This window comes from Bradyrhizobium sp. LB11.1 (assembly GCF_040549385.1).
GTDB lineage: Bacteria > Pseudomonadota > Alphaproteobacteria > Rhizobiales > Xanthobacteraceae > Bradyrhizobium.
The window spans coordinates 192,991-218,591 of record NZ_JBEPTH010000006.1; the positions used below are offsets into that span (position 1 = coordinate 192,991).

The window sequence follows — 25,601 nt, forward strand, 5'->3', positions numbered from 1 at the left end:
TTCAGTCGGTTCGCGCGTCGAGCGCCGCGCGTTCCTTCCTGACGTCATCCGGGCTGACCGGCGGCGCCATGCCCCAATGATTGCGGACGTAGCTCGCCACGGCAGCCACCTGCTCATCATTCAGTTGCCAACCGAACGAAGGCATGGCGGGGCCGGTCGGCTCTCGGTCGGTCGCGACGCTCTGCGCGCCCTGCAAGATCACGCGCAGCACCGTCGTGGGATCGCCGGTGTTGACGGTAGCGGCGTGGGTCAGGTCTGGAATGAGATTGGGAACGCCCGTGCCATCCGACTTGTGGCACGCGGAGCAGAGGTCCTGGTAGATCGCGCTGCCCGCGGTCAGCACCTTGGCGTCGGCCGAGCTATCGGCTGCAGGCTTGGGACCGGAGACATCTTTCAAGTACGTCGCCATCGCCTGGACGTCTTCGTCCGTCAGTTTGGACGTCGAGAGCTCGACCACCTCGCCCATAAGTCCTGCCGCGGCGGCAAATCGATTGTGACCGGTTTTGAGATATTGCGCGACATCGTCGGGGGACCATTGCGCGAGCGGCCCTTGTCCGCTCGTGATGTCCGGGGCGACCCAGCCCTGAAGCGCATAGCCTTGCAGGGGCTTCGATATCTCGTCCCCGCCCAGGAAAGTCTTCGGCGTATGGCAGGCGCCGCAATGGCCGGGGCCCTGGACCAGATAGGCTCCCCGATTCCATTGCTTCGACTTCGACCGCTCGTCTTTGAAGGTGCCCGGCGTGAAATAAAGCTCGTCCCAGACAGCCATGGCCATACGCTGATTCAGCGGAAACGGCAGGCGGTTCACGGTCACAGGATTCCGCACCGGATCGACCGTCGACAGATAGGCCCGAATGTCCTTCACATCCTCCGTTGTCATCCGCGCAAAATACGGGAAAGGCATCGCCGGGTAGAGCCGCTTCCCATCACGACGGCGACCGTTTCGCACCGCCGCATTGAACTCCTCATCACTCCATGCTCCAATCCCTGTCTCACGATCCGGTGTGATGTTGGGTGCGACCAGCGCACCAAAGGGCGTCTCGATCGGGCGACCACCGCTGAAAGGATGATCACTCCCGGGAATGGTATGGCAACTTCCGCAGTCGGCGGCGCTGGCGAGATAGCGCCCGCGTTCCACGGCGGCGAAATCCTGCAGGCCCGCTCCCATGGCTCCGCAAATGCCCGAAGCGAGCGCGAGCGTGGCGAGAGGGAACTGCGCGGCCCTACGCATTGATCAGTTGCCCTGGGTTCTTAAGGTATTTGGAACGGATTGCATCCGCGGCCCAATAGGCAAGCGCGGCGACCGTTCCGGTCGGATTATAACCGGCGTTCTGCGGAAATGCGCTGGCGCCGAGCACGAACAGATTTGGCACGCCCAATTCTGGAGATAGCGATTGAGCGCGCTGGTGCCGGGATCGCGGCCCATGATCGCGCCACCACACAGATGCGTCGTCTGGTATTTCGTGACGTCGTACGGTGCCTTGCGGTATTCCTTGACGACCTGTCTTGCACCCATCGCCTGAAAGATCTCGGCAAATTTATCGGTCAGGAATTTGTTCTGCTTGATCTCGTTGTCGTGGAAATCCATCGTGATCCGCGCCAGCGGCCGGTTGAAGCGATCCTTATAGGTCGGGTCGAGATCCATGTAGACATCGCGGTAGCTGTACATGCTGCCATGGACGCCGGTGCCGGGCTTCATCGCGCTCTGATAGTTCTCCTTCACAGCCTTCTTCCATTGCGCGCCCCACAGCGGTGTTCCCGGCGGCACCGGTGTCGTTTCAATCGGCCGGCCATTGGTCTGCACCTGCCCCATGTAGCCGCCGCCGACGAAGCCGTGCGGGCCATGATCGAAATTGTCGCCATTGAACTCGTCGATACACATCCCGATCGCGCCGGAGGCGATGAAGGGGTTGAAGACGAATTTAGCTGGATCGAAGAAGCTGACGACGTCGGAAATCGTCTGGTGGGTGAAATTGCGGCCGACGACTCCTGTGTTGGCCACGGGATCGTAAGCCTTGCCGATTCCGGATAGCAGAAGAAGCTGGACGTTGAAGATCGCGAAAGCAGACAACACGACGAGATCAGCCGGCTGCTCCCACTCCTGGCCTGCGGCATCCACAAACGTCACGCCGGTGGCGCGCTTGCCCGAGCTGTCAAGGTTGATCCGCGTGACCTCGCTATTGTCACGCGCGGTGAAGTTCGGCTTGCGGACCAGCGCCGGCAGCACCGTCGTCTGCGGCGAGGCCTTCGAGTAGTTGCCGCAGCCGAACCACTCGCAGAAGCCGCAATAGGTGCAGGGTCCGAGGCGGACACCCAGAGGATTCTGGTAGGGACGCGACATGTTGCCTGAGGGCTGCGGGAACGGCTTGTAGCCGAGATCGCGGGCCGCTTTGCCGAACAGCGTGTGGCCGAACGGCTGCTCCTGCGACGGATTTGGATACGGCCGCGAGCGCGGTCCCTCAAAGGGATTGCCGCCCTCCACGATCGTGCCCTTGACGTTACCAGCCTGACCAGACGTGCCGCAGAGATATTCGAACCGGTCGTAGTGCGGTTCGAGCTCGTCATAGGTGACACCCCAATCCTGGATGGTCATGTCCCCGGGCAGAAAGCTTGCGCCGTAGCGTTCCGTGAGATGGGTCTTCAGGACGAAATCCGACGGCAGGAAGCGCCAGGTTTCCGCATTCCAGTGCACCCCTCCTCCACCAACGCCGTTCGGCGGCATGAACGCACCCCAACTTCTGATCGGCAGCGCCGTCTGGTCCATCTTGTTGCGGAATGTAAACGTGGTCTGGCTTGGACTGAGGAACAGCTCGTGGCGAATGCGATAGCGCAATTCGTCAGCCGCATAGCCGGGTGGATAATCTGTGGCCGTATTACGCCAGGGACCGCGTTCGATCGCGATCACATCCAGGCCGGCATCCGCGAGCTCGTAGGACATGATCGAGCCGGTCCAGCCTAGCCCGATGATGATAACGTCTTTTCGCGGAAGCTTGCGGCCCATGTGAAGCACTCACGATTTGGCTGGGGTCCAATCGGCTCGCCCAGCGATGCTGACGGGCGGGTGCGGATAGCGCTCGTTGTGGCGACCCACCCAATCGCGATAGTCGTAGCGGATGCCGGGAAAGCCGATCATCTTCCAACCGACCATGTCGCGATTGCCGCCATGGATAGGGTCGGAGAAAAACCCCTCCGGAATATCCTTCAGAAGCGCGGAGAAGAAGCCCTGGGCGTCGATACTCTCGAACTTGATCTCGCCCGCCTCGATCTTCCGCAACACGTCGTCCTGCGCAGCGGAATCAAGCTCCGCAAAGGTCTTGCCGCTCTGCGTTGACTTGCAGTGCTTGTCGAGGGCCGCCAATCCCTTGCGATAGAGTTCGCCGGGCGTGAGCTCCGATTGCGAGCCTTGTTCTTTGGTGCCCTTCACAAAGGGTCCAAGCGTGTAGAGGCCTTGGCTTGCGCCATAGGGCCCCTTAAGCTGACGATCGATGAAGACGGCGCAGCCTGCATCCTTGCCGCCCGGCGTATCCGGATCGGACGGAATGATCCGATCGGCGATCGCCTCCATCGCGCGAGCTTCGGCCAAGTTAAAAAATTGCCACGGACCGGGCCGGACCCATTCGGGCGCCGAACCGGGATAGGGCGACCATTGTACATGACCGTGAACAACGCCGGCGCGCGTGAGCGAAGTTGTGCTGGCAAGGCAGGCCGCCAGCGAAATCAGAAATGTCCGTCGCCGCATTGGGGGATCCTGTGAGCTGTTCCGCCAACGAAACCGGGGTGCGACCGTTCCTACGCCATTCCCAATATTTAGTCGGACCTGATCAATTTCGGATCAGCGGCCGTTGTCTGTTGTGATCTCAAAGGCCTCGATCTCGAATTGTTTTTCAATTGCCTGCAAGACATCCAGCGGCAGCTCTGCCTGTTCCGGCTGCCTCCAGGCAAGCTCAAACGCATATTTCGCGCTTTTGCCGTCGGCCGCCCGTGTCTGCTCCTGAAACCGCGCACGAATGTGCCTTTGTCCGACCAGTTCTCGTACATCGTCGACCACGTGCCACTGTGATGGGCCCTTCACGACCAGGCGGGCACGATGTTCTCGCGGCATCCAGATATCGACCATTTTGAGGGCCCAAAGCGTGAATACGGCCAATACGGTCGCCGCAGTCCCAAGCGCGAGCTGTCCTCCGCCGAAACATAGCCCGATCACGGTAACCAGCCACAACGTCGCCGCCGTCGTGACGCCGGTAACGAGGTCACCTCGCTTCAGGATTGTTCCGCCACCGATGAAGCCGACACCCGTGAGGATTCCGAGAGGGAGACGCATGAGATCCATGACCGAAAAGGATTCGGCGGTCTTACCTCCGAGGGACAGCAGGATATTGGCTTGGATCATCGCAATCGAGGCCGCGAGACAGACGAGGATCGTCGTCCGAAAGCCGGCGGCATGCCCCCGGGCGCCGCGGTTAAGACCGACAATCCCGCCTGCCAGCATGGTGAGCGCGAGCCGTATCGCGATATCGGTGGCAGTCGGATGAAGGGGCATATTCATCGAAGCTTTGCGATCGCATTTAGGAGCTTCTGTCAGGAATTCCGGCTCGTCCCTGCGCCCACGGGACGCGACGGTTCATTCACCTGTTGGACGTGATAGCCGGCTGGAAGCAGACGACCACCTTCCTCATCTGCGACAGGAACATCCGTGATGAGGCCTTCGATCAACGCCGCGTCCCAGACTTCCTTTTCGGTCGCGAACGGCTTGCCGATCTGCCGATCTCCTTCAAACAAGGCGTACATGATGCCTCCAATCGCTAGATGCTGATGAGCGCGATGCCGAGTTCTGGGCGCTTCTTGCGACGCAAGTGCACCACCGTCTCCGTGATCGTCACTTCGAGCGTCGGCTGCACCAGGCCGGAGAGCAGATGGCCACCGCGCACCGTGCCGTCCCGCAGCCCAAGCACGGCGTGAAGATGCAGGCTGGCCTTGCCATCGTCTCCCTGTGCGACGTCACCGAGCAAGCTCAACACTTCGCATTGCTCGCCGACCTCGATCGGCTCGTAGGTTTTTACAGCAAAGTCAAACCAACCCACCTTCGCCCGCGAAAACGCTCCGATCGCGGACACTGACGCGCCCGTAATCTTTTCGCGCTCGGCAAACTCCGTGATCGACCTGAAGGCTTCCTCACCCTGATCGAGCACGAGAACAAAGGTCCGCTCGACGCCGTCATTGAACGCTTTTGATTTCATCGGACATTCCATTTTGGAGGCTGGCATTCAGTTTTTCGCGATAGGGATCTCTCCGCCTTCGATGATCTCCGGAGGAACATCCTTGAAAATCCGTACCGGAACGGATTTGGCCGCGGGCACCTTGCTGCCTTCCGCGTAGTGCCACAACGGGATCAGGCCGTTGCATTCCGGGTAGTAGCCTGCAATCGTCCTGCGCGGGATGTCGTAAGGCACGATCTGAAGCTCGCTCAGGCTGCGCTCGACGCCGTCACCAGCCTCAGTCACAAGAGTGACGGTGTCGCCCGACTTCAGGCCATCCGCCTCCATGTCGGCGGAATTCATCAGGATGACGTAGCGGCTGCCCTGGATGCCGCGAAAGCGATCGTCCTCGTTGTAGATCGTCGTGTTGAACTGCCCATCGGCGCGCATGGTCATCAATTCATAGACGCCGTCACTCTCCGGTGGCGGCGCAAAGGCGCTCTTCGGAACGGTGAAGTTCGCCTTGCCGTTTGGCGTCTTCCACTTGCGCTCCCGCGCCCCCAGCGGTCTCGGAAAGCCGCCGGGCTCGAACATGCGCTTGTTGAAGTCCTTGAACTGGTCGGGATAGGTCCGTTCTATGGCATCGCGCACTTTCGAATAATCGCCGGTCCAGGCGTCCCAGTCGACTTTTGGATTAGCCTTGAGCGTCGCCTTGGCAAGGCCCGCGACGATTGCCGGCTCGGACAGAGCGTCCTTGGCCACCGGCTTGCGCTGACCACGCGAGCCATGAATACACGCGGTGGAATCCTCCATCGAGACCGCCTGGGTGCCGCTTGCCTGCTCGTCGATCTCGATGCGGCCAAGGCACGGCAGGAGATAGGTGACTTCTCCCGGCACGATATGGCTGCGATTGAGCTTGGTCGCGATCTGCACCGACAGGCGCAGGCCGGACCAGGCCGGCTCCATCAGCGACCGTTCTGGAATGGCGCGCACAAAATTGCCGCCAAGGCTCACGAAGCCGCGCACATCTCCCTTCAAAATGCCCTGGCAGGCGTCCACAGTCGTCAGGCCATCCCATCGCGGCGGCTCGAAGCCATAGAGCTCGGCGAGCCTGTCGAGCGGCACGAGCTTTGTCTTTTCCGAGATGCCGACGGTGCGCTGACCCTGGACGTTGGAGTGACCGCGGATCGGCGAGATGCCGGCCCCGGGCTTGCCGATATTGCCGCGTAGCAGCAGTAGGTTCACGATCATCTTGGCGGTCTCGACACCATGCTTGTGTTGGGTCACCCCCATCCCGTAATTGGCGATCACCGCATTGGCAGCCATGTAGGTGTTCGCGGCGTCGAGCATGGCCCCCTGGGAGAGCCCCGACGCGCGCTCAATTTCGTTCCAATCCTGCGCGCGACAGAAGGCGGCAAACTCCTCGAATCCGGCCGTGTGTTGCTGAATGAAATCGACGTCAACGACGCGCGCGCTTCCGTTCGCCAGAGCCAGATCGTCGGACTCGATCACCCATTTGCAGATGCCGACCATTGCCGCAGCGTCTCCGCCTATCCGAACCTGATGATATTGCGAGCTGATGCGCGTACCGCCCGCGATCATCTGTACGGGGCTTTGCGGATTGACGAAACGCTCCAGCCCACGTTCACGGAGCGGGTTGAAGGTCACGATCGGCACGCCGCGCTGGGCCGCCTCCTGCAACGGATGCAACATGCGGGGCGCGTTCGTGGTGGTGTTGTGGCCGAAGAAGAAGATGCAGTCGGTGTGTTCGAAGTCCTTCAGCAGCACCGTGCCGACCGGTGATCCGATCACCTGCGGAAGAGCCACCGACGTCGTCTCGTGGCACATGTTGGAGCTATCAGGAAAGTTGCTCGTGCCGTACATGCGGCCGAACAGCTGGTACATGTAGCTCGCTTCCAACGAGGCGCGGCCGGACGTGTACATGATGACCGTGCGGGGATCGAGCCTGTTGAGCTCGTTGCCGATCTCGCGAAATGCTTCGGACCAATCAACCGCCACATATCTGTCGCTGTCCGCATTGTAGCGCATCGGGTGGGTCAGCCGTCCCTGCTCCTCCAGCTGGTGATCGGACCAGTTCCTCAACTCGGTGAGCGTATGCTGTGCGAAGAACTCCGGCGTAACGGTTTTGCCTGTTATTTCCCACGCGGTCGCTTTGGCGCCGTTCTCGCAGAACTCGAACGGATGCGGGCTTGCAGGCTTGGCCCAGGAGCAACTCACGCACATGAACCCGCCGGGTTTGTTCTGTTTCAGCAGGATTTCGCTGCCGAGGATCGCGACCTCTTCCTGCGTGAGAATGTGCATGACGGCATTGAGCGAGCCCCAGCCACCAGCCGGCGCATCATAGGTTTCGACTTTTGCTTTTTGCCGCATGGCGGGCCCTTCGATTGCACCCCCCCAACGGGAAACCGGAGGCGGCATCGCTGGTTCCTCCGCAACAGGAACATTGCATCAGCTCGCGCGTCGATACGTTGTCGCTGGACGGACATTATGCACGGCTCCCACTTCGCGCGACGCGAGCGCGCGTACGAATCGACAGTCAAACTGCCGCGCCTGACCTCGAAGGGGACGCAGGACGAACGGGTGGTGGCCGAGGAGTGCCCCATCGCGCTTGTCTACGACGGAACAACCGTTGCCGTCTTGATGGCCACGCCTTCCGATTTGACCGATCTCGCGCTCGGGTTCAGTCTGACGGAAGGAATTATCGAAGATGTTGGCGAGATCGAGGAACTCTCGGTCGTTCCTGGCCTGGACGGCATTGAGGTTCGAGCCTGGTTGCGCAGGGGTGCGGGGCGTCTCCTGAAGGATCGGCGCCGGCGACTGGTCGGCCCCACAGGCTGCGGCTTATGCGGCATTGAAAGCCTCGCCGAAGCCAACCGGACACGCCGCCCCGTTGAGCGACGGATCAGCCTCACGCCGGAACAGATCCGGATGTCGATCGAAAGCCTTGGCGAAGCTCAAGTTTTGAACCACGCGACCCGCGCTACTCACGCCGCCGGCCTGTTTCGACCCGGCAATCATGACATGATCCTGCGCGAGGACGTCGGGCGCCACAATGCGCTCGACAAGCTCGCTGGCGCGCTGGCATCGGAGGGCGTTTCAGGCCGCACCGGCGCCGTCATTCTCACGAGCCGCATATCGGTCGAGATGGTGCAAAAGGCCGCTGCGATCGATGCCGGAATCGTCATCGCAGTCTCCGCGCCAACTGCGCTCGCAATTCGCACCGCTCAAGCTGCCCGGGTGACGTTGATCGGAATCGCACGCGGAAGTGATTTCGAAATATTCAGCCATCCTGCGGGAGTTCTTCGTTGAGGTGCCGATAGGCGCGGCCTCCGCGAAAGACATTCGCGCCGAGGCTTCCCGCAGCCGAGTTCCCACTCACCAATTCCTATAACTCCCGCCGCGCTCGCCCGATGCTAGGAACGAGTGGATACCCAACCGAGTTCACTTCAATCCTATTCCATGTGAGGTCGTTGTGCCGGATTCAGCTTCTACACCGACTTTCCCAATCGCTCTGACGATTAACGGAACGCGCCACGAGCTGTCGTTGCCTCCTTGGGTCACATTGCTCGATCTGTTGCGGGAACAGCTTGGACTCACTGGCTCGAAGAAGGGGTGCGATCATGGTCAGTGCGGCGCATGCACAGTCCTGATCGACGGACAACGTATCAACTCGTGTCTCATTCTGGCCGTTTCGCGCGACGGAGCCGAGATCACGACGGTCGAGGGATTGGCCGACGGCAACCAGTTGCATCCGTTACAAGCCGCTTTCATCGAACACGACGCCTTCCAGTGCGGCTACTGCACACCGGGCCAGATCTGCTCCGGGGTCGGCTTGATGAGGGAAGCACGCATCCGCTCCAGAGCAGACATCCGCGAGCAGATGAGTGGTAATATCTGCCGCTGCGGTGCCTACACCAACATTGCCGATGCCATCGCTGACGTCCTCGGCGAGCAATCGACAGCCAGGGAAGCAGCAGAATGAACCGTTTCGAATATGTGCGCGCGAATTCGATTGCTGGCGCCATCGCTGCGCTCGCACAGTCCGCTGAAGCAAGAGTTCTGGCAGGCGGCACCAATCTCGTCGACCTCATGAAGTACGATGTCGCGAAGCCGTCGCGCGTCGTCGACATTAACCGTCTTCCGCTCAAAGAGGTCGCAGACACAGAGAACGGCGGCTTGAAGATCGGGGCCTTGGTGTCGAACAGCGACCTCGCCTGGCACCCGCAGATCGTGAAGCGGTCCCCTCTGCTCGCGAGCGCGATCCTGGCGGGCGCTTCGCCGCAACTTCGCAACGCTGCGACGACCGGAGGCAATCTGCTCCAGCGGACGCGCTGCTATTATTTCTACGACAGCTCCACCCCCTGCAACAAGCGGACGCCTGGATCGGGTTGCGGTGCCATCGGTGGCGTCAATCGCATTCACGCCATTTTCGGCGCAAGCGAGAGCTGCATCGCAGTACATCCTTCAGACATGTGCATCGCGCTGGCTGCGCTCGATGCCGAAGTCGAGGTCGAGAGCGTGAAAGGACGCCGGCTGATACCGTTCGAGCAATTCCATCGGCTGCCGGAGACGACCCCCGAACGCGACAACACACTGGAACAGGGTGACCTCGTGACTGCGGTCATCCTGCCTGCAACCGATTTCGGCCGCCATCACACTTACCTCAAGATTCGCGATCGGCTGTCCTACGCCTTCGCGCTGGTTTCCGTAGCCGTCGGAATGACGATGGAAGATGGCGTGATAGCGGATCTTCGCCTGGCGATGGGCGGGGTGGCGCACAAGCCGTGGCGTGATAAGGCCCTCGAAAAGACTTTGCACGGCGCGGAAGCCAACGAGGCCAGCTTCCGACACTTCGCCGAGGAGGCGCTCCGGGGCGCCAAGGGTCAGGGACAGAACGACTTCAAGATCGCACTTGCGCGCCGCACGATCATTCGCGCGTTGACCCAGGCCGCGCGTGGCACGCCGCAAGATCAATCCGTTAAGACCATTCGCTAGGGATCGCTCCAGTGGAATTGCACCGAACCAACTACGATCTGATCGGCAAGCCCACAAACCGTGTCGATGGTGAGCTGAAAGTCACGGGCCGCGCGCGCTATGCTGCGGAATATCCTACCGCGGACCTCTTGTATGGGGTGATCGTGTCGGCAACGGTTCCGGCCGGACGGATCACGACGCTGGATACCAAGCGTGCCGCTTCGCTGCCAGGCGTTGTCCGCATCTTCACCCATGAAAACGTGAGGAGCGCAGCATGGCTGGACCGGAAATGGCGCGACGAGGTCGCTCCGCCGGGTCATCCGTTCCGTCCCCTGCACTCCGATCGAATCCTGTTCGACGGGCAACCCATCGCACTGGTCGTTGCGGATAGTTTCGAAGCGGCCCGCGACGCCGCCTCGCTCGTCCGTGCCGAGTACGAACTCGGCGATCATTGTACAGAACTCGAGATGAAGCGCCCAGATGCCTACGATCCGCCCGAGAAGCGCAGTGGCATTCCGCCTCCGCCATCGCCCCGCGGCGACGCCGAGGCGGCCTTCGAAAAGTCGCCCTGCCGCATCTCCAGCGAGTACCGGATCAATGCCGAACATCACAATCCGATGGAGCTGTTCGGCACGACCTGCGTGTTCGAAGCACCGGGAAAGCTGACGATCTATGAAAAGACCCAAGGATCTCAAAACAGCCAAGGTTACGTCACTTCCGTGTTCGGCCTCAAGTCCAGGAACGTCAAGGTCATCAATCACTATGTCGGCGGTGCATTCGGTTCTGCGCTGCGTCCCCAACAGCAATTATTCTTCGCCGTCATGGCGAGCCTCGAACTCAAGCGATCGGTGCGTGTCGTCCTCACCCGATCGCAAATGTTCTACATCGGTCACCGGCCCGATACCTACCACGCGATTGCTCTGGCTGCCGACGAAACCGGTAGGCTGACGTCGATCATGCACGATGCCGTGGCCGCGACCTCCCATTATGAAGATTACCAGGAAGCGATCGTGAACTGGTCGGGCATGTTGTACCACTGCGACAACGTCAAGCTCAGCTACAGTCTCGCAAAGCTCGACACCGCGACACCGTGCGACATGCGGGCACCGGGCGCGGCCGTCGGCGTCAATGCGATCGAGTGCGCCATCGACGAACTTTGTCATGAAGTTGGTATTGATCCCCTCCAATTCAGAGAGATCAATTTCGCGTCCAAGGACGAGAACACCGGGAAGCAGTTCACATCCAAGGCCCTAATGTCGTGCTATCGCGACGGCGCGACCGCGATCGGCTGGCCCAAGCGCTCCCCCATGCCTCGATCCCAGAAGGACGGCCACGAGCTGATTGGGTTCGGGATGGCGACTGGAATGTGGGAAGCATCTCTGATGAAGGCCACCGCCCAGGCGAAACTGACTTCGGATGGACGCCTCGAAGTCTCCACTGCGGCCTCCGATATCGGAACCGGCACCTGGACAATTCTGGCTCAGATCGGTGCCGATGCGCTCGGTGTGCCGCTGGAGTCCGTCACGCCAAGAATCGGCGATTCGACGCTGCCAGCCTCTCCCGTCGAAGGCGGCTCGTGGACGGCTGCATCCAACGGATCAGCAGTGCTTGCGGCCTGCGAGGCCGTGAAACAGACACTCTTCAAATACGCGAAGACGATGACCAACTCGCCGCTCGCGGACGCCGACTACGAGCGGACAGTCTTTGCTGGCGGCCGTATCGCGCACGATGGGGACCACGCGCGCAGCCTTTCCATCGAAGAGGTCATGCACGCAGCCGACCTTTCGGAGATTGTCGAAAGCGGCAAGGCATCCCCGAGCCTCCTGCAAATGCGGAAATACACCAGCTACACGCACTCCGCTGTGTTCGCCGAGGTAAGGGTCGACGAAGATCTCGGTGTGGTTCGTATTCCGAAGATCGTCTGCGCGGCAGCGGCCGGCCGCATCATCAACCCAAAAACTGCGCGTAGCCAGATTCTCGGCGGCGTCGTCATGGGCATCGGCATGGCGCTGCACGAGGAAGCCATGACGGACCACCGCATGGGCAAGATCATGAACCATAACCTCGCGGAGTATCACGTGCCCGCGCACGCTGATATTTCCGACATTGAGGTCATCTTTGTAGATGAGGCGGATGACAAGGTAAGTCCGCTCGGCGTCAAGGGCTTGGGCGAAATCGGGATCGTGGGCACGGCGGCGGCCGTCGCCAACGCGATCTTTAATGCGACGGGACACCGTGTCCGCGATTTTCCCATCACGCTGGACAAGCTGATCGCCGAGACGAAGTAGATAACGAAGAGACGGCAACGAGGTCTTTATGGCCTTTGCTGGCTCTTTGGCGATTACCGAATCGCCATCCACAGGGCCATCGCCACCATCATGAGATTCTCGGTCAGCGAAATGAAGCCGAGAGGGACTTTGCTGTCGCCACCGATGCAAGCGCATTTGAGCTCGCGCCGATCCACGTAGACGGCCTTGAAAACCGAGACTGCCCCGATGATGCCGATGACAAAAGCGATCGGAATGGCGATCCACCTCAGCGGGCCGCCCGCGATCATCAGGACGCCGGCGATCAACTCGCCAAACGGGTAGATGTACGCATATCGCACGTACCGCTGGGGCCAGGAGATCGTAACCCAGGAACATGTTCGAGAACGTCTCGAGGTCCCGCAGCTTCAGAATCGCGAGGATGCACATGCTGAAGGGCAACGAACCATTCGGGGGCGCGCAGCGTCGCCAAGGTTCCGCTCGCGGCCCAAGTCGCCGCCAGAGCCATCGCGAGCGCTGCCGCGAACACCGCGATGACGGGCTGATAGCTGGTCGCAGCCGTGTCCGCGACCGGTTCATGGAAGTAGCGGCGGAGATCATCATAGCCACCGACGCGGTTGCCGCCGATGAAAGCCTGGGGCGTCGTATCAAAGCCTTCGCGCCCCATGAAGGCGTCCATCTCGGCTCGACTCTTGAGTTGGTGATCCTCAATTTCGAATCCTTGTCGCTCCAGGAGATCAAGCGACTTCAGGCCGAACGGGCAGACGTGCTCCGGCGTCACCATTCGGTATAGAGCCGCGGATTTGGTACGCGTCTGATTCGGCATGGCGTCGCTAGGTCTGATTTCTACGATACCGCTCGCGCGGAATCTCCTCCGCCACGCGGTCCAACGCGCGGTTTCGATAGCGATAGCTCAGGGAACCGTAGAACAGTGCCGTCATCAGCACGAAGGCTCCGATGAAATAGACGATTTCGCCCATCTCGATCTCCCTCGACGAATTCAGGCGGCACGCCGCTTTCTGGTTTTCGCGGCCTTCTTCGCCGACCGCGATCGCTCCGCCGCTGGCCGTTCGGCCGACGCGGCGCCGCCGAGTCGCCCGCCTTTCCGCGAGGGAGAGTGATCCTCTTTCGTCCCGCGGCCGGACCCGCTCTTCTTGCCCCCGTGCGTTTCCTTGTTCACGGTTGCCCAGGCACGTCGCTCGGCTTCCTTTTCCGGAACGCCGCGGCCTTCGTAGCCTTCCTCGATGTGTTCGGCTTGGCGTTTCTGCTTGGCGGTGTAACTGGATTTGTCACCACGGGGCATGGTCGCCTCCATCTACGTTATAGGCGCAACGAACTAACGCCGCCTCGCATTAGCGAAGCGGCGTCTCTGGCTCACTTCTCGGGATGGCCGCTGCCGGGCGGTGTGGTCTTCGGCGCCTTGCCGTCCTCCACCCTGCCTTCGTTGCGCAGGTCGCGCCCCTCCTGGGCCTTGCGCTGGCTTTCCGGCGATTTGCCGTGCTCGTTCATCTCTTCCTTGATGTAGCCGGCACCTTCCTTGATCTCGCCCTTGACGCTCATTCCGTTTTCTCCTCGTTGATGTTGGAATTCATGGAGTTGCAACGCGCGGGTGACCCATTCGGCGCTGTCCTAACGGGGCGATTGCTTGGCAGCGGAACCGCTCTTGCCGCCCGGCAGGCCCTTGATGTTCGAGGAATCTTGTTCCTGCACCGGGAGACTTTGTTGGCTTGAGCCCACTGTGCCCTTTTGGGCAGGAGGTCCATTCTTGTTGCCGGCTGATCCGCTGATGCCGGCTCCGGAGTTTTGAGCGCTGGGCGCCATTGCTGGACTTGTGCCAACGGTGGCGGCATTGGGTTCGCGAGGCGGATGAGCCGCAGCGCCCGGCTTTTCCTGATTTCCGACATAGCCAGAAGCGCCCGAATTCTGGGTTTTCGCGCCCTTGTCGGCCTCGCTTTGAAGGTTCTGTCCGGAACTTGGCTCCTGGGCGGCTGCCGGAAGGCCGATCGCCGTGGCGGCGAAGACGAGCGCGAAGAGTGTGGTTATCCGCATGACTTCCTCCGTCGGTCTGTTACTCTCCGAAATTGAGGATCCGCAACAACCGAATGGTGCGTGAGGCGTTCCTCCGATGATCGCCAATACCGCGCAGTTCCTCGAGGAGCAGATCGCCAAGCCCGGCCTCCTCGACCGGTGGCGAGCTTTCCGTCACGATGGCGGTCGCCGGGCCGGGTTCTGCGGCCTGGATGGCCGGCGATTCCGTGAAGACTCATTCGCCGCCTTCATTCCAGGGGCCACGGGTATCGATCTCGCCATGGTCGCCAGTGCCCGTGGAATCGTTGACTTCAATGCACCGCTGCCGGAAACGTATCGATAATACGCATATCCTCGGTGCGTATCGTCACTGACCGTCCGGTCTCAAGAGCAATCTTCCTCGCCACCTTTCGTGCGGTCTCCTCATCTGTGTATTCGAGCACGATGAGGCTGCCTTTCCCGGAAAAAGCGGCAGGGTTTAAGACATTGATAATGAAAGGATGATTCTGGCTCATTGCGGAGACCGAAGACCAGGTGAAGTTAGCCATTCGGTCAAACGGGCTGCAATTTCGTCTTGCCGCGCCTTCCTCAGCGTCGCTTCCCGCTCTCGCGAAGGGGAAAGTTCCTCAGCTCGCCGACGCAATTCGTGAGCTTCTTCGGCCAAGCGCTCTTCAAAGGGTCGGGTTTGCTTGAAACGTCGCCGACTCTGCATGGCACACCTCGTCTTACGGGCCCTAACCGTTGGGTGTAAGAGTTCTACGAAACCTATTACGTTGCTGTCCGCCGTTCTGTTCCCAAGTGAGGGCCTGCGCTCGAGCTTCTAGCGTAGGACGCGATCGACAGAGTGGTTGTCCGAACCTAGAAGGCCGGCACCGACAGCAACGTACCCTGCGCCTCAACGTTGTTCTTTGAAGCGCGGCTTGGATGCATCGCGCCCAACAATGGCAAGGCAGATGGCGCGCGTTCTGATTGGCACCTCCGGCTGGCACTACGCCTCCTGGCGAGGTCCGTTTTTTCCCGAAGGAGGCGCGCCGACCAGCCGGTGAACGGGAGCGCCCACCTCGCGCACCGCTGCCAGCTCTTCATCGAATATATCGGCCGGCATGCCGTTGCCTTGAAACAGATAGCCGTCAAGACGGAGAAAGTCGCAGGCGATCTTCTCACTGGCCTGGATATACTCAATGCGGCCGACGGCGGCGGCCTGGCTTTCGTAGAACAGCTTGGCGGCCTCGGCGCCGCGCAGCTTCTTGAATTCGCTCATCAGATCATCGCAGAGCGGAGCAAGGTGCGCCGACGTGCGCGCCGTCATACCGCTTGCGATGCCTTTGCGATCAATGATGACGACTGACCGGCCGCGCTTCATGAGTTCGTACGCCGTCGAGAGCCCAGCGATACCGGAGCCGACCACGGCGACATCGCAGTGCACATCACCTCCAAGCGCCCCCGCCTCCGGCAGGATCTCGGCCTCCATCCAGAGCGAGGTGCTGACCATGTTGAACTCCACCCAAAGAGGAAAAACGCGGCCTGCTTGCGCGAGTTCCTGCGAGCGCACGAGACGCCACGTCATCATCCTCCCGGCCGGCTGCGGCGTTGTCGCATAGGAACCGGCACGCTGAGCGTGCGTTTCCCCGCTTTAGAGCGAGGAGTAAGCCGTGGGACTATTCACCAAAGACATCAAGACGATGGACGACCTGCTGCTGCATGGCTTGCAGGACATCTATTATGCCGAGCAGCAGATCACCAAGGCCTTGCCGAAAATGATCGACAAGGCCACCAACCGTGATCTGGCAACCGGCCTTAAGAATCATCTCGAGGAAACCAACAAGCAGATCGAACGGCTTGAGAAGGTCTTCGAGAAACTTGGCCAATCGCCAAGCGGCACGCAATGCCCGGCCATCGACGGCATCATCAAGGAGGCCGACGAGACGGCTGGCGAGATCGAAGACAAGACGGTGCTGGACGCGGCGATCGTCGCCAACGCGCAGGCCGTCGAGCATTACGAGATTTGCCGCTATGGCACACTGATCGCCTGGGCGGAAGAGCTCAGCCACGACGATATCGTGCGCTTCCTGACGACGAACCTCAACGAAGAGAAGGCGGCGAACACCAAGCTCAACACAGTCGCGTTGCGCAAGGGCGTCAACAAGAAGGCCTCCACCGCTGCTTGATTCCCGGAAGGGCCCGACGGACCGATTTCCGTCGGGCCCGCTGCTCCTTTCGAGGCCCTAGTCATCCACCATGACGAATCTGACGAAACTGCCGAGCTGGGCTGACAACGATAATATCTTTGCCGTGGTCGAGACGCCGCGCGGCAGTTCGTGCAAGCTCGAATTCGATCCGAAGCTCGGTGTCTTTGCCCTGGCGAAGCCGCTGATGGCAGGCCTGACCTATCCTTACGATTGGGGTTTCATTCCCTCGACCAAGGCCGAGGATGGCGATCCGCTGGATGTGCTGATCCTGCACGACGCGCAAACCTATCCCGGTGTTGTGCTACGCTGCCGGCCGATCGGCATTCTAGAAGTCGAGCAGAAGAAAAAGGGCAAGTCCGAGCGAAACGACCGCATTTTTGCGGTGCCGGACCGGTCACCGCTCGAAACGGATCTCCAGGACATCCGCAATCTTCCATCGCACGCGCGCGATGATCTCGAACAGTTCTTCCGGGCAACGAATGCGCTGGAGAACAAGGAGCTGAAGTTTCTTGGCTGGCATGGGCCAAACCGTGCGACCAAGACCATCAAGCGTCTGGCCCGCTGAGCTGCTCTCTCAGCCATCGCCTGCGCACTCAGCACTGGTGACTAGAGCGTGTATCTTGCTGATCCGCCGCGCGGCTAAGCTGTGTGGCGACACATTTTCGATGACGCGGGCAGCGCGCGCTGAATAGGATGACCGCATAGGAACGCCGCCGGACGCTTCATGGTTGATGGCGTGGAGAACCTTGATCGATGCGCCGCACCAGAACTCAGCTGAAGCAACAGATGTCCGACCGAGCCCGCCGACGCAGTTGGCGGCTCAGTACCGAGGAAGACGACGTAGGCATCGAGGATTGGATGGTTGGTGGGGGTGACAACCCGTCATCTTGACCACGTCTGTCGTTATCCGAACACAGAAAGGGAGAAACCCATGGCAAAGAAAGCAAAGAAGAAGCGTCGCGCCTCGAAGAGCTCGGGCTCGGACGTCAAGAGCGAGATGCGACGGTACAAGAAGGGGACCGCCAAAAGCGGCCGTGGCGGAAAGGGCGGCAAGGTCAAGAGCAAGAAGCAGGCGATCGCGATCGGCCTTTCCAAGGCCCGCAAAAAGGGCAAGAAAGTCCCCAAGAAAAAGAAGTAGCGGGGCAATATGCAGTCACTGCGCAGTCACGTGTCATTCGGGCCGTCTCGACGTTCCCTGCAACGCGGGGCGCCAAGTTTACAGGCCTAAAACTTCAGTGTCGTTCGCAGGCCAAGCACGGTCGCATTGTGAAGAGCCTTGCCAGGCATTGCGCTGGAAGGGCTGGTGGCACCTCCGCCCGGATGGATGATGTATTGCAGCTTAGGCTGCAGCGTCCAGCCGTCCCTGATCTGATATTGATACACGGCTGTCAGAAGGCCTTCGAAACTCCGCATCGGCCAAGTTGGATCGACGAATGCGCGGTAGTCTGCATCCAAGGTCTGGGCGCGTTTGGATACATGCGCGTAGCCGGCCGCGATTCCGAACTTGTCGTCGGGACGGCTGTCGTTGAGACCAATGAATTCGATGCCGGCGTCAACGTAACGGTCGATCAGATTGCGGTCGGCTGGCGCTCCGGAGACGCGCGCAAAAATGCCGATGCCACGATCATCGCTTTTCGGCACACGATAGAGCTTCTGCTCGAACACCATCCAGCCGCCGATATCACCGGACAGGAGCAGAGGTTCGCCGCTGCTGGCGGGCGAAGCCAGCGGGAGACCATTGGACGCCAATCTCTGATCGGCGAAAGACCCAAAATGACGCCAGCCGCCAAACTTGATCTGGCCGGCGGGGTTCGGATCGCCCTTCGTGTTATTCCAGGCATACTGGATCTGGCCGAGCAGCAGGGGCGGATCGTTGACGCGGAAGTTGACGCCATACCGGTTACGCTCCTGCGGATTCGCCGGGGCCAGGCCCAGCCTGATCGCCATCGAAGATGCCGCCAAGAACGGACAATTGCTCAGTGACATTCACCAGAAGCCGGGCTCCCATGGCAGCCAAGGGAGGCGACGGACCGCCGCTTGGCAAATCAAGCGAGGTGATAGCCGGCCAGCCCATCGAGGCGTTTGTCAGCACGTCGGTGTATTTAGTATTGAAGAACTCGCTGTCGGCCGCGAGTTGCCCCACTTTGATTGAGACTTTCTTGTTGCCCCACTGCTTTTCAAAGTACGCCTCGTAAAGACGGGTAGACGGCAACGCCTCGATGCCGCTGACCACGAAGTAATTCTGCAAACTGCCGCGCGACAGCCCGCCACCATGAATCTGGAACATGTTGGCATGGAAAGTCAGCTGATCGAGACCGGCGAGCTTCTGTAGATCCACATCCACAGCCAGGTTCAAGCGTCCTTCATAGACGGAGCCCTGTTTCAGGCCGCCCGAAGGATTGGGCCAACACTTCGCCGATACAGTTCGCCGCAAACTTGACGCCGTATTTTTGCAAGGGATTGGGTAAGAGACCCAACGTCTTTCCCTCTACGGTACTTTCGCCCGTATCCGGATCGGCCGGCTTATCGTCGTCGGTCTTCTTGTCTTCCCGGGCGGCCGCCGTCCCTGCCGCAAGGAGAGTGGCGGCAAAAAGCAATTGGCCAAATCTTCTTTTGGTGCGGCTCACAGCTTCGATCCAGGTCGGCGGGACATCCGCCCATCGGGCCATGTGATCGGCCCCAATTCAAGCCCGTTGATCGAAGAGTTTTCTTTGCGAGCGCAAGTCTAACTTATGTTAAGCGCGCCCTAGAAGTTCCTCATCCTACGCGCTCAGTCATCGACCGCCCAACTCGCTAGAATGCGGTCAACCGATGCCACCTCGATCTGCAGGCTGAAGCGCTTGGTATAGAGCTCGATCAGCGCGTCGTGGCTCTCATCGGATGAGCTGCACAGCGCGTCTTCGGCAAGGATTACGCGGTAGCCAATATCGACCGCGGCAAGCACGGTGGCCAGCACACAAACATCAGTCTCACCGCCGGAAACAATCAGCGTATCCACCTGATGCCCGTCCAGAAAGCCTTGCAGCCGGCCATTGGCGAAAGCGCAGTAGGTTTGGCGGTCGATGACCGTGGCAGGCGGTACGAAGCGTAGCAGGGCCGGCATCAGCTCCAGCAGCGCCGGATCGACCCTATCACGTGTCACGCACTCCCATTTCTCGTAGTAGGCCTTCCAGACGCCGCGCGCCTCGGCCTTGTTGCGGACTGGTATGAATCGCGTGAAGACGGTACGCTGCGGCGCGTATGCAATCAGCCTGACCGCCTCGGGCATCGCGCGCTCAAGCCAAGGCGTTGCCCATGGAGCACCGGGCGCGAACAATCCTTGCATGTCGATGCAGAGATGGACGGCATGCGGGCCAGGCGGCGAGAGCAATTGGCCCATGACTAGCTTGACCTTCCAAAGCCGGTCAGCCGCCGCATCAGGCGCTCGAGGACCGCGCCGATCGCCAGACCCGCGATCACGTCGCTTGCCCAGTGCGCGAGCAATACGATGCGCGTCGAGACGAGAACGGCACCGACGGCCCAGACAAGGTTTCTCTTGGCTGGCGGCAACTCGGTTGCGGCGGAGGCAAGGGCGCCGACATGCACAGCGTGACCCGACGGAAACGCATCCAGCGCCTTGCCCGAGAGCGGAATGCCATGAAGATGGCCGCGCACGGTGCGGCGATCGGGCCGGACCTGATCGAACTGCGTTTTCAGAAGGTGAGGCAGCAGAACCGCCGCTAACGTCGTCAGCAGCACATGATCGCTTGCCCGTCGCTGCGCGGGTGGCTTGGAGCGCGACCAGAGCCACCATCCGACAGCCAGCGCCGTCAGAACATGTCCGTCGGCTCCCCAGGTGATGATCGAAGATACGTCTTCGGGCACGGGCCCGGTGTTGCGCGCGATCACACGCGCGAGCGCGGTGTCCGCGGGTAATGGGTACACGCGCATTGTCATCGATAACTTTGACCTCCTTTCCCCGATTGGCCTGCCGCAATCCCCATAAAATAGCGATTGGCAAGCGGAGCAGGTCGTCCTGGTCTCTCAATCAACAGCCGCGGAAACCGTTCCCAGCGAGGAACCGTGCAGCGGACGGTGGCGTTGAAAGCGTGGGACAGATGATTGGAGGAAAGAGCCATGGGTTTTGGACGAGGCGCATTGTTGTGATTGCTGGGCATCCCGTTGCCGATCATTCTGCTGCTGGCGATCTTCTGGCACCATTAGGCTAGCGAGCCGCGTCCCGGCGGCGCGGGCGTCCCCTATCGCGCGTTGAACTCTGACCGGAGAAGTCCTCATTGCTTCCTGACGTGGCAACCGGGACACTCATGGGGCACCCTGATCCCGAGGAGCACATGGCAAAGGCCGAGGCCAAAACGCCGGATAACAAAAAGCCGGATGAGAAGAATGGCCTTCTGAAACGGCTCGGTCCTGGACTGATTACGGGCGCATCGGACGATGATCCTTCCGGCATCGGCACTTACAGCCAGGCCGGCGCGCAGCTTGGTTTTGGCATCGGCTGGACGATGCTTCTCAGCTATCCATTAATGGTAGCGATCCAGGAGATTTCGGGCCGGATCGGAAGAGTGACCGGCCACGGCATCGCCGGCAATGTCTGCCGCAACTATCCCGGCTGGGTGATCTGGTCGCTCGTCGGTCTTCTCTTTGTCGCCAACACGATCAATGTTGCAGCTGACCTCGGCGCCATGGCGGATGCCGCGAAGCTGGTGATTGGCGGCTCGGCGATCATCTATGTCATTGCCTTTGCGGTCGTCTCGGTATTGGCGCAGATCTTCATCGCCTACCAGCGCTATGTCGCGATCCTCAAATGGCTGACGCTAGTACTTTTTGCCTATGTGGTTGCACTGGCGGTCGTCAAAGTGCCCTGGGCTGACGCGCTCAAGGGACTGTTCATCCCGAAGATCGAATGGAGCGGCACCTTTCTGACGACGCTGGTTGCCATCCTCGGCACCACGATCTCACCCTACCTGTTTATTTGGCAATCCTCGCAGGAGGCCGAGGAGCAGCGTATCCATCCCGACAAGAAACCGCTCAAGGAGGACGCGCGTACTGAAGAGCGCGAGCTCTGGCGCATTCGCCTGGACACGATGATCGGCATGGCCTTCTCGAACATCATTGCGATCGCGATCATCATCACGACAGCCGCCACGCTGCATCAGCGGGGGGTGACCGATGTGCAGTCATCGGCGCAAGCCGCGGCGGCCTTGAAGCCGATCGCGGGGCCTATGGCCGAGCTGGTTTTTGCGCTCGGCATCGTTGGCACCGGTTTGCTTGCCGTGCCGGTGCTGGCCGGATCGACCGCCTACGCCATCGGCGAGGGCCGCAAATGGCCGGTTGGCCTCGCGCGCAAACCGAAGCAGGCGGTGGCTTTCTATTCGGTGCTTGCCCTCTCGGTCGGCCTCGGTGTGGCGCTTAATTTCATGCCCATCGATCCAATCAAGGCGCTTTACTGGAGCGCGGTGATCAATGGCGTGCTGGCGGCGCCGGTGATGACCATGCTGATGCTGCTGGTCAGGCGCCGTGACGTGATGAGCAAGCTTGTCGTCGAAGGCTGGCTGTACTGGCTTGGCTGGGCGTCAACAGCCGCGATGGCTCTTTGCATCGTCGGCATGGCCGTCAGCATGCTGATGCCGACAACGTCCTAAAAGCGAGAAGCAAGGAGCTGTCGTGGATTACGCACTGCGATTTATCATCGGCGGCCTTGTGGTCTCACTGTTCGCGGTCATAGGCGACGTGCTGCGGCCCAAGAGTTTCGCGGGATTGTTCGGCGCCGCACCCTCGGTGGCGCTTGCCACGCTCGGCCTCGCCTTCTGGAAGCATGGCGGCGACTATGTTGCGGTCGAAGCTCGCTCAATGATCCTCGGTTCGGTTGCGCTGGCCGCCTACAGCATGGTTGTTTGCCAGTTGCTGATGCGGGCCGACTGGTCGGCGCTCAAATCCACTCTCGCGGCTCTCGCGGTCTGGATCGTGATGGCGACAGGCCTCAAACAAGTCCTGATCGGGTGAGGTCATGGTGGTACATTTAAAGTTTTCCGCACTCAAGCAGGGACGACCTTATGAATATGTCGTGCGCTTCGCCCTCGGCGGGTTGGCGACTGTTGTTGCCGCTCTCGTGGCGGACTGGGTAGGGTCCGAGGCCGGCGGGCTGATGCTGGCCTTTCCGGCGATTTTCTGCGCCAGTGCGACCTTGATCGAGAAGCATGAACGCGAGCGCAAGCAACAAAAGGGCCTGCGGGGCGAGCAGCGCGGCAAGGGCGCCGCCGCGCTTGATGCCGCCGGAGCTGGCTGGGGCAGCATCGGCATGGCCGGGTTCGCGCTGGTGATCTGGTGGCAAGCACCCCGTCTCAATCCGGCGCTCTGCCTGGCTGCCGCGTCGCTGACCTGGTTCGCCGTCGCGGTGTGCATGTGGAGAATGCGGCGTGCGTTGCCAAAGCCTGCTACTCAGTAAAGGTGCCGGATTTCTCATCCGAATTGAGCGCCGGATCGGACCGCGTCAGCTCGCGCTCGGCTTCGAACCAAAACCGATCCTGCTGCCCTTCAGGCTCGCCCGCCGCTTGCCACAGCAAGTGAGCGCGCTCGCGTATCTGCTCGTCCGTCGGCTTTGCCATGCTGTCCTCCCACCATCGGATTGTGCAGGCGCAACGCGATCTTCGGTTGCCGGTTCCAACTTAACCGCCATTTAAGCGTCCATTCAATCTGGGCGGATTAGCGTCTCCCGTCTATTGTATCGACTTGGCCCGATCTCTCGGCACCTCCGTGCGCACATTGCGAGAAGCTACATGGTCCGTGCTGGGGATGCGCTTGCACGACTACATACGCCAGAAAAGGCTACTGGCCGTGCAGCGCAGCCTCCTGCGACGTGACGCCTACCTAGCGTCAAGGCTGTCGCGCCTGAAAATGGCTTCTGGCATCTCGGTGATTTTCGCGCGCCTATCTGACACTATTCGGCGAACTGCCATCGCAGTCATGATCGCGCGCCGCGCGCGGAGAAGTGCGGATCTATCCTCAAACCAGCCTGCCGCGTGCGACGACTGTTGCGCATCGTAAAGCGCGTCGCCTGATCTTACCGTCGCCATGGAGCGACAAATCGGTCGTCCTCGTAACTTTCAAGGAGATCGCTGTGATATGCCCCCTCGGCGAGATCGCGCGATTTCATAGAGGCGAAGGCCCTGACCGTTTGGCCGAAACTAAGTGGGACGACCTCTATGGCGATGCGGAAGTTGCCCGGTTTGCCGAGCTATTCCAGCCGGTCAAGCCTCTGAAGCCGGGATGCGTCAATGCGATACACCTCGCCAGTGATCCAATGTCCGCAACTAGGTTCATTGAACATCATTGGCGCGAACCACGGCCCGGCAATGACGAGAGGAAAACGCTCGACCGTTCGGTACTCGCCAAGCAGCAAGGCCCCATCGAGACCGCATTCGTGAAGAGGCCGCCCTCTTTTTAGTGTTCCGAACCGAAGACATGCGGCATGGCACTCGCTCGTCACCTGCCCGCAATATTCCTAAGCCGACTTGCGCTCCATCGTCTCACGAATGGCATTGCGGGCGACAATCATCAGGCCTTCGATTGTGGTGTTGCCCTTGCGCGCGCTGTGTATGAGCTTCTGGGCAATCGCTTTTCGGAAAAGGTGATCTCCGCCGTGCGGCAGGTCGCGGCAGGCGTCTTCGAGCACGGCATCGAGGGAGGCCTTGGTGCGTCGATCGAGTTGTTTCATTGGATATTCCCCCGGCGGGATAGCCAAAAATCTTGGTCCAATTACCTACCAATCCGATAGGAACCTCGATGTTCCGAAATCGTTGGGGGCCGGAAATTGGAAATTGGAGATTCAGTCGTGCCCGGCAAAGGCGCGTGACCCCAGGAGTGACCTCGCCCCGCGTTGTAGCCGGCCCTATCCTGCTGACCGGTATCGCCACCTGCGCGACCTGTAATGGGGCCATGACGCTGCGGCAAGGTGCACAGATATTACACCTGTTCGACCTGTGCGCGGCAGGGCAAGACCGGCTGCAAGGGGCGCTCCGTTCCGATGGACAAGCTTGATTCCATCGTCGTGGAGAATCTGGCCGAACGGTTGTTTAAGCCGGAGCGGCTGAAGGTCATTCCTGGCAAACTTGCAGAGCGCAGGGCAGATCAGGCCGCTGAGGTCGATTAGCGCGTCTCACCCTTCGGTCGGAATTGACGACCGCAGAGGACAAGCTGAAGCACCTGTATTCCATGGTCGAGAACGGCCTCACTGAGATGGACGACATCCTGAAGGACCGCATTTCAGCGCTTAAGACCGGGTCGGTAGCGACCGATCATTTACACCGAGCAGAAGAGCAATTCCACGCACTCCCAACCAAAACGACTCCGCGGAACGGCCACGCCCAGACGTAGATCTGCACCGCTCGTTAAAACTGCAACTCATCATAGAGCGCGTGAATGGACTTCTCTGTCCATAGCCATTCTCGATCTGTACGGGACCGGAATGGTTTTTCAATTTCGCCGGGCACTGAGTTCATGCTGCCGCTTGTGAAGTGGCTCTCACCCAAGGCCTGCGCATCTGGTCTCGCGGAGAATGGACACACGTCCTCTGGTTAGAGGAGCTTCCGCTTTTTGCCGACGATCCGGCGACGAGATTCCGGTCGAGCAGCGCTGGCACAGCGAGCACGTCCAACGAGAGTCGGATCGCGTGGCGCTACTTGAAAAACAGCAGGTAGCCGACGCCAAGATACACTCCGAGCAGTCCTGTCAGAAAGAGTCCCGCGAAGGCGCGCTCTACCGCATCCATGAAGACCTCCATTCCGGGGACTGGCCCCAGCATTATTCTGTTTTGTTGGGGCCGTCGCGGAGTCAAACCTGAAGATAATTCACTCTCCAGATCCATCCGTGATTCGGTTACTTACTGCAGACGGTTGCAACCGAACAATCGGCGTCGTGTTCCCGCATTC

General features: G+C 60.5%; 28 protein-coding genes and 6 pseudogenes. 12 read left to right on the forward strand and 22 right to left on the reverse strand.

Features of this window, described 5'->3' with window-relative positions; all coding sequences use genetic code 11:
* Window position 1 precedes the first annotated feature (1 nt).
* The 7 genes and pseudogenes from ABIA96_RS17890 to ABIA96_RS17920 form a co-directional block, all read right to left on the reverse strand.
* Entirely contained in the window at window positions 2–1,231 is a 1,230-nt protein-coding gene (locus tag ABIA96_RS17890) for a c-type cytochrome (protein ID WP_354138363.1), read from the reverse strand.
* Window positions 1,224–3,001 (reverse strand): annotated as a pseudogene (locus tag ABIA96_RS17895) (GMC family oxidoreductase). The gene ABIA96_RS17890 and the pseudogene ABIA96_RS17895 overlap by 8 nt, the downstream one beginning before the upstream one ends.
* Before the next feature lie 9 nt (window positions 3,002–3,010).
* Window positions 3,011–3,583, reverse strand: a complete 573-nt coding sequence (locus ABIA96_RS17900) for a gluconate 2-dehydrogenase subunit 3 family protein (RefSeq protein ID WP_354138364.1) — start codon at window positions 3,581–3,583, stop codon at window positions 3,011–3,013.
* A gap of 249 nt (window positions 3,584–3,832) precedes the next feature.
* Window positions 3,833–4,546, reverse strand: coding sequence for an MgtC/SapB family protein (locus ABIA96_RS17905; RefSeq protein WP_354138365.1), 714 nt, complete (start codon window positions 4,544–4,546; stop codon window positions 3,833–3,835).
* Between the two features lie 32 nt (window positions 4,547–4,578).
* The gene (locus tag ABIA96_RS17910) at window positions 4,579–4,788 is read right to left on the reverse strand and encodes a hypothetical protein (RefSeq protein ID WP_354138366.1); all 210 of its coding nucleotides are present in this window, start codon (window positions 4,786–4,788) and stop codon (window positions 4,579–4,581) included.
* 14 nt (window positions 4,789–4,802) lie between these two features.
* Window positions 4,803–5,237, reverse strand: coding sequence for a PPC domain-containing DNA-binding protein (locus tag ABIA96_RS17915; protein WP_354138367.1), 435 nt, complete (start codon window positions 5,235–5,237; stop codon window positions 4,803–4,805).
* Between the two features lie 27 nt (window positions 5,238–5,264).
* Entirely contained in the window at window positions 5,265–7,586 is a 2,322-nt protein-coding gene (locus tag ABIA96_RS17920; RefSeq protein ID WP_354138368.1) for an FdhF/YdeP family oxidoreductase, read from the reverse strand.
* Window positions 7,587–7,796: 210 nt separating this feature from the next.
* On the opposite strand from ABIA96_RS17920, the gene fdhD reads away from it, so the two are divergent.
* From fdhD to ABIA96_RS17940, 4 genes are all read left to right on the forward strand, one after another.
* Window positions 7,797–8,525 (forward strand): formate dehydrogenase accessory sulfurtransferase FdhD, encoded by a 729-nt coding sequence (fdhD, locus tag ABIA96_RS17925; RefSeq protein ID WP_354138369.1) that lies wholly within the window; start codon window positions 7,797–7,799, stop codon window positions 8,523–8,525.
* Between the two features lie 163 nt (window positions 8,526–8,688).
* Window positions 8,689–9,198 carry a (2Fe-2S)-binding protein gene (locus ABIA96_RS17930; RefSeq protein ID WP_354138370.1) on the forward strand — a complete coding sequence of 170 codons (510 nt, stop codon included), beginning with the start codon at window positions 8,689–8,691 and terminating at the stop codon, window positions 9,196–9,198.
* Window positions 9,195–10,211 (forward strand): FAD binding domain-containing protein, encoded by a 1,017-nt coding sequence (locus tag ABIA96_RS17935; protein ID WP_354138371.1) that lies wholly within the window; start codon window positions 9,195–9,197, stop codon window positions 10,209–10,211. Before ABIA96_RS17930 ends, ABIA96_RS17935 begins: the two co-directional genes overlap by 4 nt.
* A gap of 2 nt (window positions 10,212–10,213) precedes the next feature.
* Window positions 10,214–12,478, forward strand: a complete 2,265-nt coding sequence (locus ABIA96_RS17940) for a xanthine dehydrogenase family protein molybdopterin-binding subunit (protein WP_502918832.1) — start codon at window positions 10,214–10,216, stop codon at window positions 12,476–12,478.
* A gap of 53 nt (window positions 12,479–12,531) precedes the next feature.
* On the opposite strand, the pseudogene ABIA96_RS17945 reads toward ABIA96_RS17940, so the two are convergent.
* The 6 genes and pseudogenes from ABIA96_RS17945 to ABIA96_RS17970 all read right to left on the reverse strand — a co-directional run.
* Window positions 12,532–13,283, reverse strand: a pseudogene (locus ABIA96_RS17945) (MauE/DoxX family redox-associated membrane protein).
* A gap of 7 nt (window positions 13,284–13,290) precedes the next feature.
* Window positions 13,291–13,437, reverse strand: a complete 147-nt coding sequence (locus ABIA96_RS17950; protein WP_354138373.1) for a hypothetical protein — start codon at window positions 13,435–13,437, stop codon at window positions 13,291–13,293.
* 20 nt (window positions 13,438–13,457) lie between these two features.
* Entirely contained in the window at window positions 13,458–13,760 is a 303-nt protein-coding gene (locus tag ABIA96_RS17955) for a plasmid stabilization protein (RefSeq protein ID WP_354138374.1), read from the reverse strand.
* A gap of 71 nt (window positions 13,761–13,831) precedes the next feature.
* Window positions 13,832–14,017, reverse strand: a complete 186-nt coding sequence (locus ABIA96_RS17960; RefSeq protein ID WP_085402360.1) for a hypothetical protein — start codon at window positions 14,015–14,017, stop codon at window positions 13,832–13,834.
* A gap of 69 nt (window positions 14,018–14,086) precedes the next feature.
* Window positions 14,087–14,506, reverse strand: a complete 420-nt coding sequence (locus ABIA96_RS36625; RefSeq protein ID WP_502918826.1) for a hypothetical protein — start codon at window positions 14,504–14,506, stop codon at window positions 14,087–14,089.
* 85 nt (window positions 14,507–14,591) lie between these two features.
* A pseudogene (locus tag ABIA96_RS17970) lies at window positions 14,592–14,792 on the reverse strand (DUF892 family protein); the annotation flags it as partial.
* 646 nt (window positions 14,793–15,438) lie between these two features.
* On the opposite strand from ABIA96_RS17970, the pseudogene ABIA96_RS36630 reads away from it, so the two are divergent.
* Window positions 15,439–15,510, forward strand: a pseudogene (locus ABIA96_RS36630) (DUF72 domain-containing protein); the annotation flags it as partial.
* Between the two features lie 68 nt (window positions 15,511–15,578).
* On the opposite strand, the pseudogene ABIA96_RS17975 reads toward ABIA96_RS36630, so the two are convergent.
* Window positions 15,579–16,055 (reverse strand): annotated as a pseudogene (locus ABIA96_RS17975) (FAD-dependent oxidoreductase); the annotation flags it as partial.
* Window positions 16,056–16,137: 82 nt separating this feature from the next.
* On the opposite strand from ABIA96_RS17975, the gene ABIA96_RS17980 reads away from it, so the two are divergent.
* The 3 genes and pseudogenes from ABIA96_RS17980 to ABIA96_RS17990 all read left to right on the forward strand — a co-directional run.
* The gene (locus ABIA96_RS17980; protein ID WP_354138376.1) at window positions 16,138–16,653 is read left to right on the forward strand and encodes a YciE/YciF ferroxidase family protein; all 516 of its coding nucleotides are present in this window, start codon (window positions 16,138–16,140) and stop codon (window positions 16,651–16,653) included.
* 70 nt (window positions 16,654–16,723) lie between these two features.
* Window positions 16,724–17,239 (forward strand): inorganic diphosphatase, encoded by a 516-nt coding sequence (locus ABIA96_RS17985; RefSeq protein WP_354138377.1) that lies wholly within the window; start codon window positions 16,724–16,726, stop codon window positions 17,237–17,239.
* Window positions 17,240–17,605: 366 nt separating this feature from the next.
* Window positions 17,606–17,803, forward strand: a pseudogene (locus ABIA96_RS17990) (DUF6496 domain-containing protein); the annotation flags it as partial.
* 95 nt (window positions 17,804–17,898) lie between these two features.
* On the opposite strand, the gene ABIA96_RS17995 reads toward ABIA96_RS17990, so the two are convergent.
* The 5 genes from ABIA96_RS17995 to ABIA96_RS18015 all read right to left on the reverse strand — a co-directional run bounded on the left by ABIA96_RS17995 (window position 17,899) and on the right by ABIA96_RS18015 (window position 20,610).
* A complete protein-coding gene (locus ABIA96_RS17995; RefSeq protein ID WP_354138378.1) occupies window positions 17,899–18,621 on the reverse strand; it encodes a carbohydrate porin in 723 nt (240 codons plus the stop codon).
* Window positions 18,575–19,030: a carbohydrate porin gene (locus ABIA96_RS18000; RefSeq protein WP_354138379.1), complete on the reverse strand. Its 456-nt coding sequence runs from the start codon at window positions 19,028–19,030 to the stop codon at window positions 18,575–18,577. The genes ABIA96_RS17995 and ABIA96_RS18000 overlap by 47 nt, the downstream gene beginning before the upstream one ends.
* A gap of 7 nt (window positions 19,031–19,037) precedes the next feature.
* Complete coding sequence (locus ABIA96_RS18005; RefSeq protein ID WP_354138380.1) at window positions 19,038–19,301, reverse strand: hypothetical protein; 264 nt, start codon at window positions 19,299–19,301, stop codon at window positions 19,038–19,040.
* Window positions 19,302–19,444: 143 nt separating this feature from the next.
* A complete protein-coding gene (locus tag ABIA96_RS18010; protein ID WP_354138381.1) occupies window positions 19,445–20,053 on the reverse strand; it encodes a cysteine hydrolase family protein in 609 nt (202 codons plus the stop codon).
* Between the two features lie 2 nt (window positions 20,054–20,055).
* On the reverse strand, window positions 20,056–20,610 hold the full coding sequence (locus ABIA96_RS18015) for a phosphatase PAP2 family protein (protein WP_354138382.1): 555 nt from the start codon (window positions 20,608–20,610) through the stop codon (window positions 20,056–20,058).
* A gap of 395 nt (window positions 20,611–21,005) precedes the next feature.
* On the opposite strand from ABIA96_RS18015, the gene ABIA96_RS18020 reads away from it, so the two are divergent.
* The 3 genes from ABIA96_RS18020 to ABIA96_RS18030 are packed head-to-tail and all read left to right on the forward strand — an operon-like array spanning window position 21,006 to window position 23,119.
* Window positions 21,006–22,316, forward strand: coding sequence for an Nramp family divalent metal transporter (locus tag ABIA96_RS18020; protein ID WP_354138383.1), 1,311 nt, complete (start codon window positions 21,006–21,008; stop codon window positions 22,314–22,316).
* 22 nt (window positions 22,317–22,338) lie between these two features.
* Window positions 22,339–22,677, forward strand: coding sequence for a DUF3147 family protein (locus ABIA96_RS18025; RefSeq protein ID WP_354138384.1), 339 nt, complete (start codon window positions 22,339–22,341; stop codon window positions 22,675–22,677).
* A gap of 4 nt (window positions 22,678–22,681) precedes the next feature.
* A complete protein-coding gene (locus tag ABIA96_RS18030) occupies window positions 22,682–23,119 on the forward strand; it encodes a DUF3147 family protein (protein WP_354138385.1) in 438 nt (145 codons plus the stop codon).
* Here ABIA96_RS18030 and ABIA96_RS18035 read toward each other — a convergent pair.
* The 3 genes from ABIA96_RS18035 to ABIA96_RS18045 form a co-directional block, all read right to left on the reverse strand.
* Complete coding sequence (locus ABIA96_RS18035; protein WP_354138386.1) at window positions 23,109–23,279, reverse strand: DUF2934 domain-containing protein; 171 nt, start codon at window positions 23,277–23,279, stop codon at window positions 23,109–23,111. The genes ABIA96_RS18030 and ABIA96_RS18035 overlap by 11 nt on opposite strands.
* 629 nt (window positions 23,280–23,908) lie before the next feature.
* Window positions 23,909–24,160 (reverse strand): gamma-glutamylcyclotransferase family protein, encoded by a 252-nt coding sequence (locus tag ABIA96_RS18040; RefSeq protein WP_354138387.1) that lies wholly within the window; start codon window positions 24,158–24,160, stop codon window positions 23,909–23,911.
* 15 nt (window positions 24,161–24,175) lie between these two features.
* Window positions 24,176–24,388, reverse strand: coding sequence for a hypothetical protein (locus ABIA96_RS18045; protein WP_354138388.1), 213 nt, complete (start codon window positions 24,386–24,388; stop codon window positions 24,176–24,178).
* 237 nt (window positions 24,389–24,625) lie between these two features.
* Between ABIA96_RS18045 and ABIA96_RS36635 the strand changes: the two genes are divergently transcribed.
* Window positions 24,626–24,823, forward strand: a complete 198-nt coding sequence (locus tag ABIA96_RS36635) for a recombinase zinc ribbon domain-containing protein (RefSeq protein ID WP_502918827.1) — start codon at window positions 24,626–24,628, stop codon at window positions 24,821–24,823.
* Window positions 24,824–25,601 lie beyond the last annotated feature (778 nt).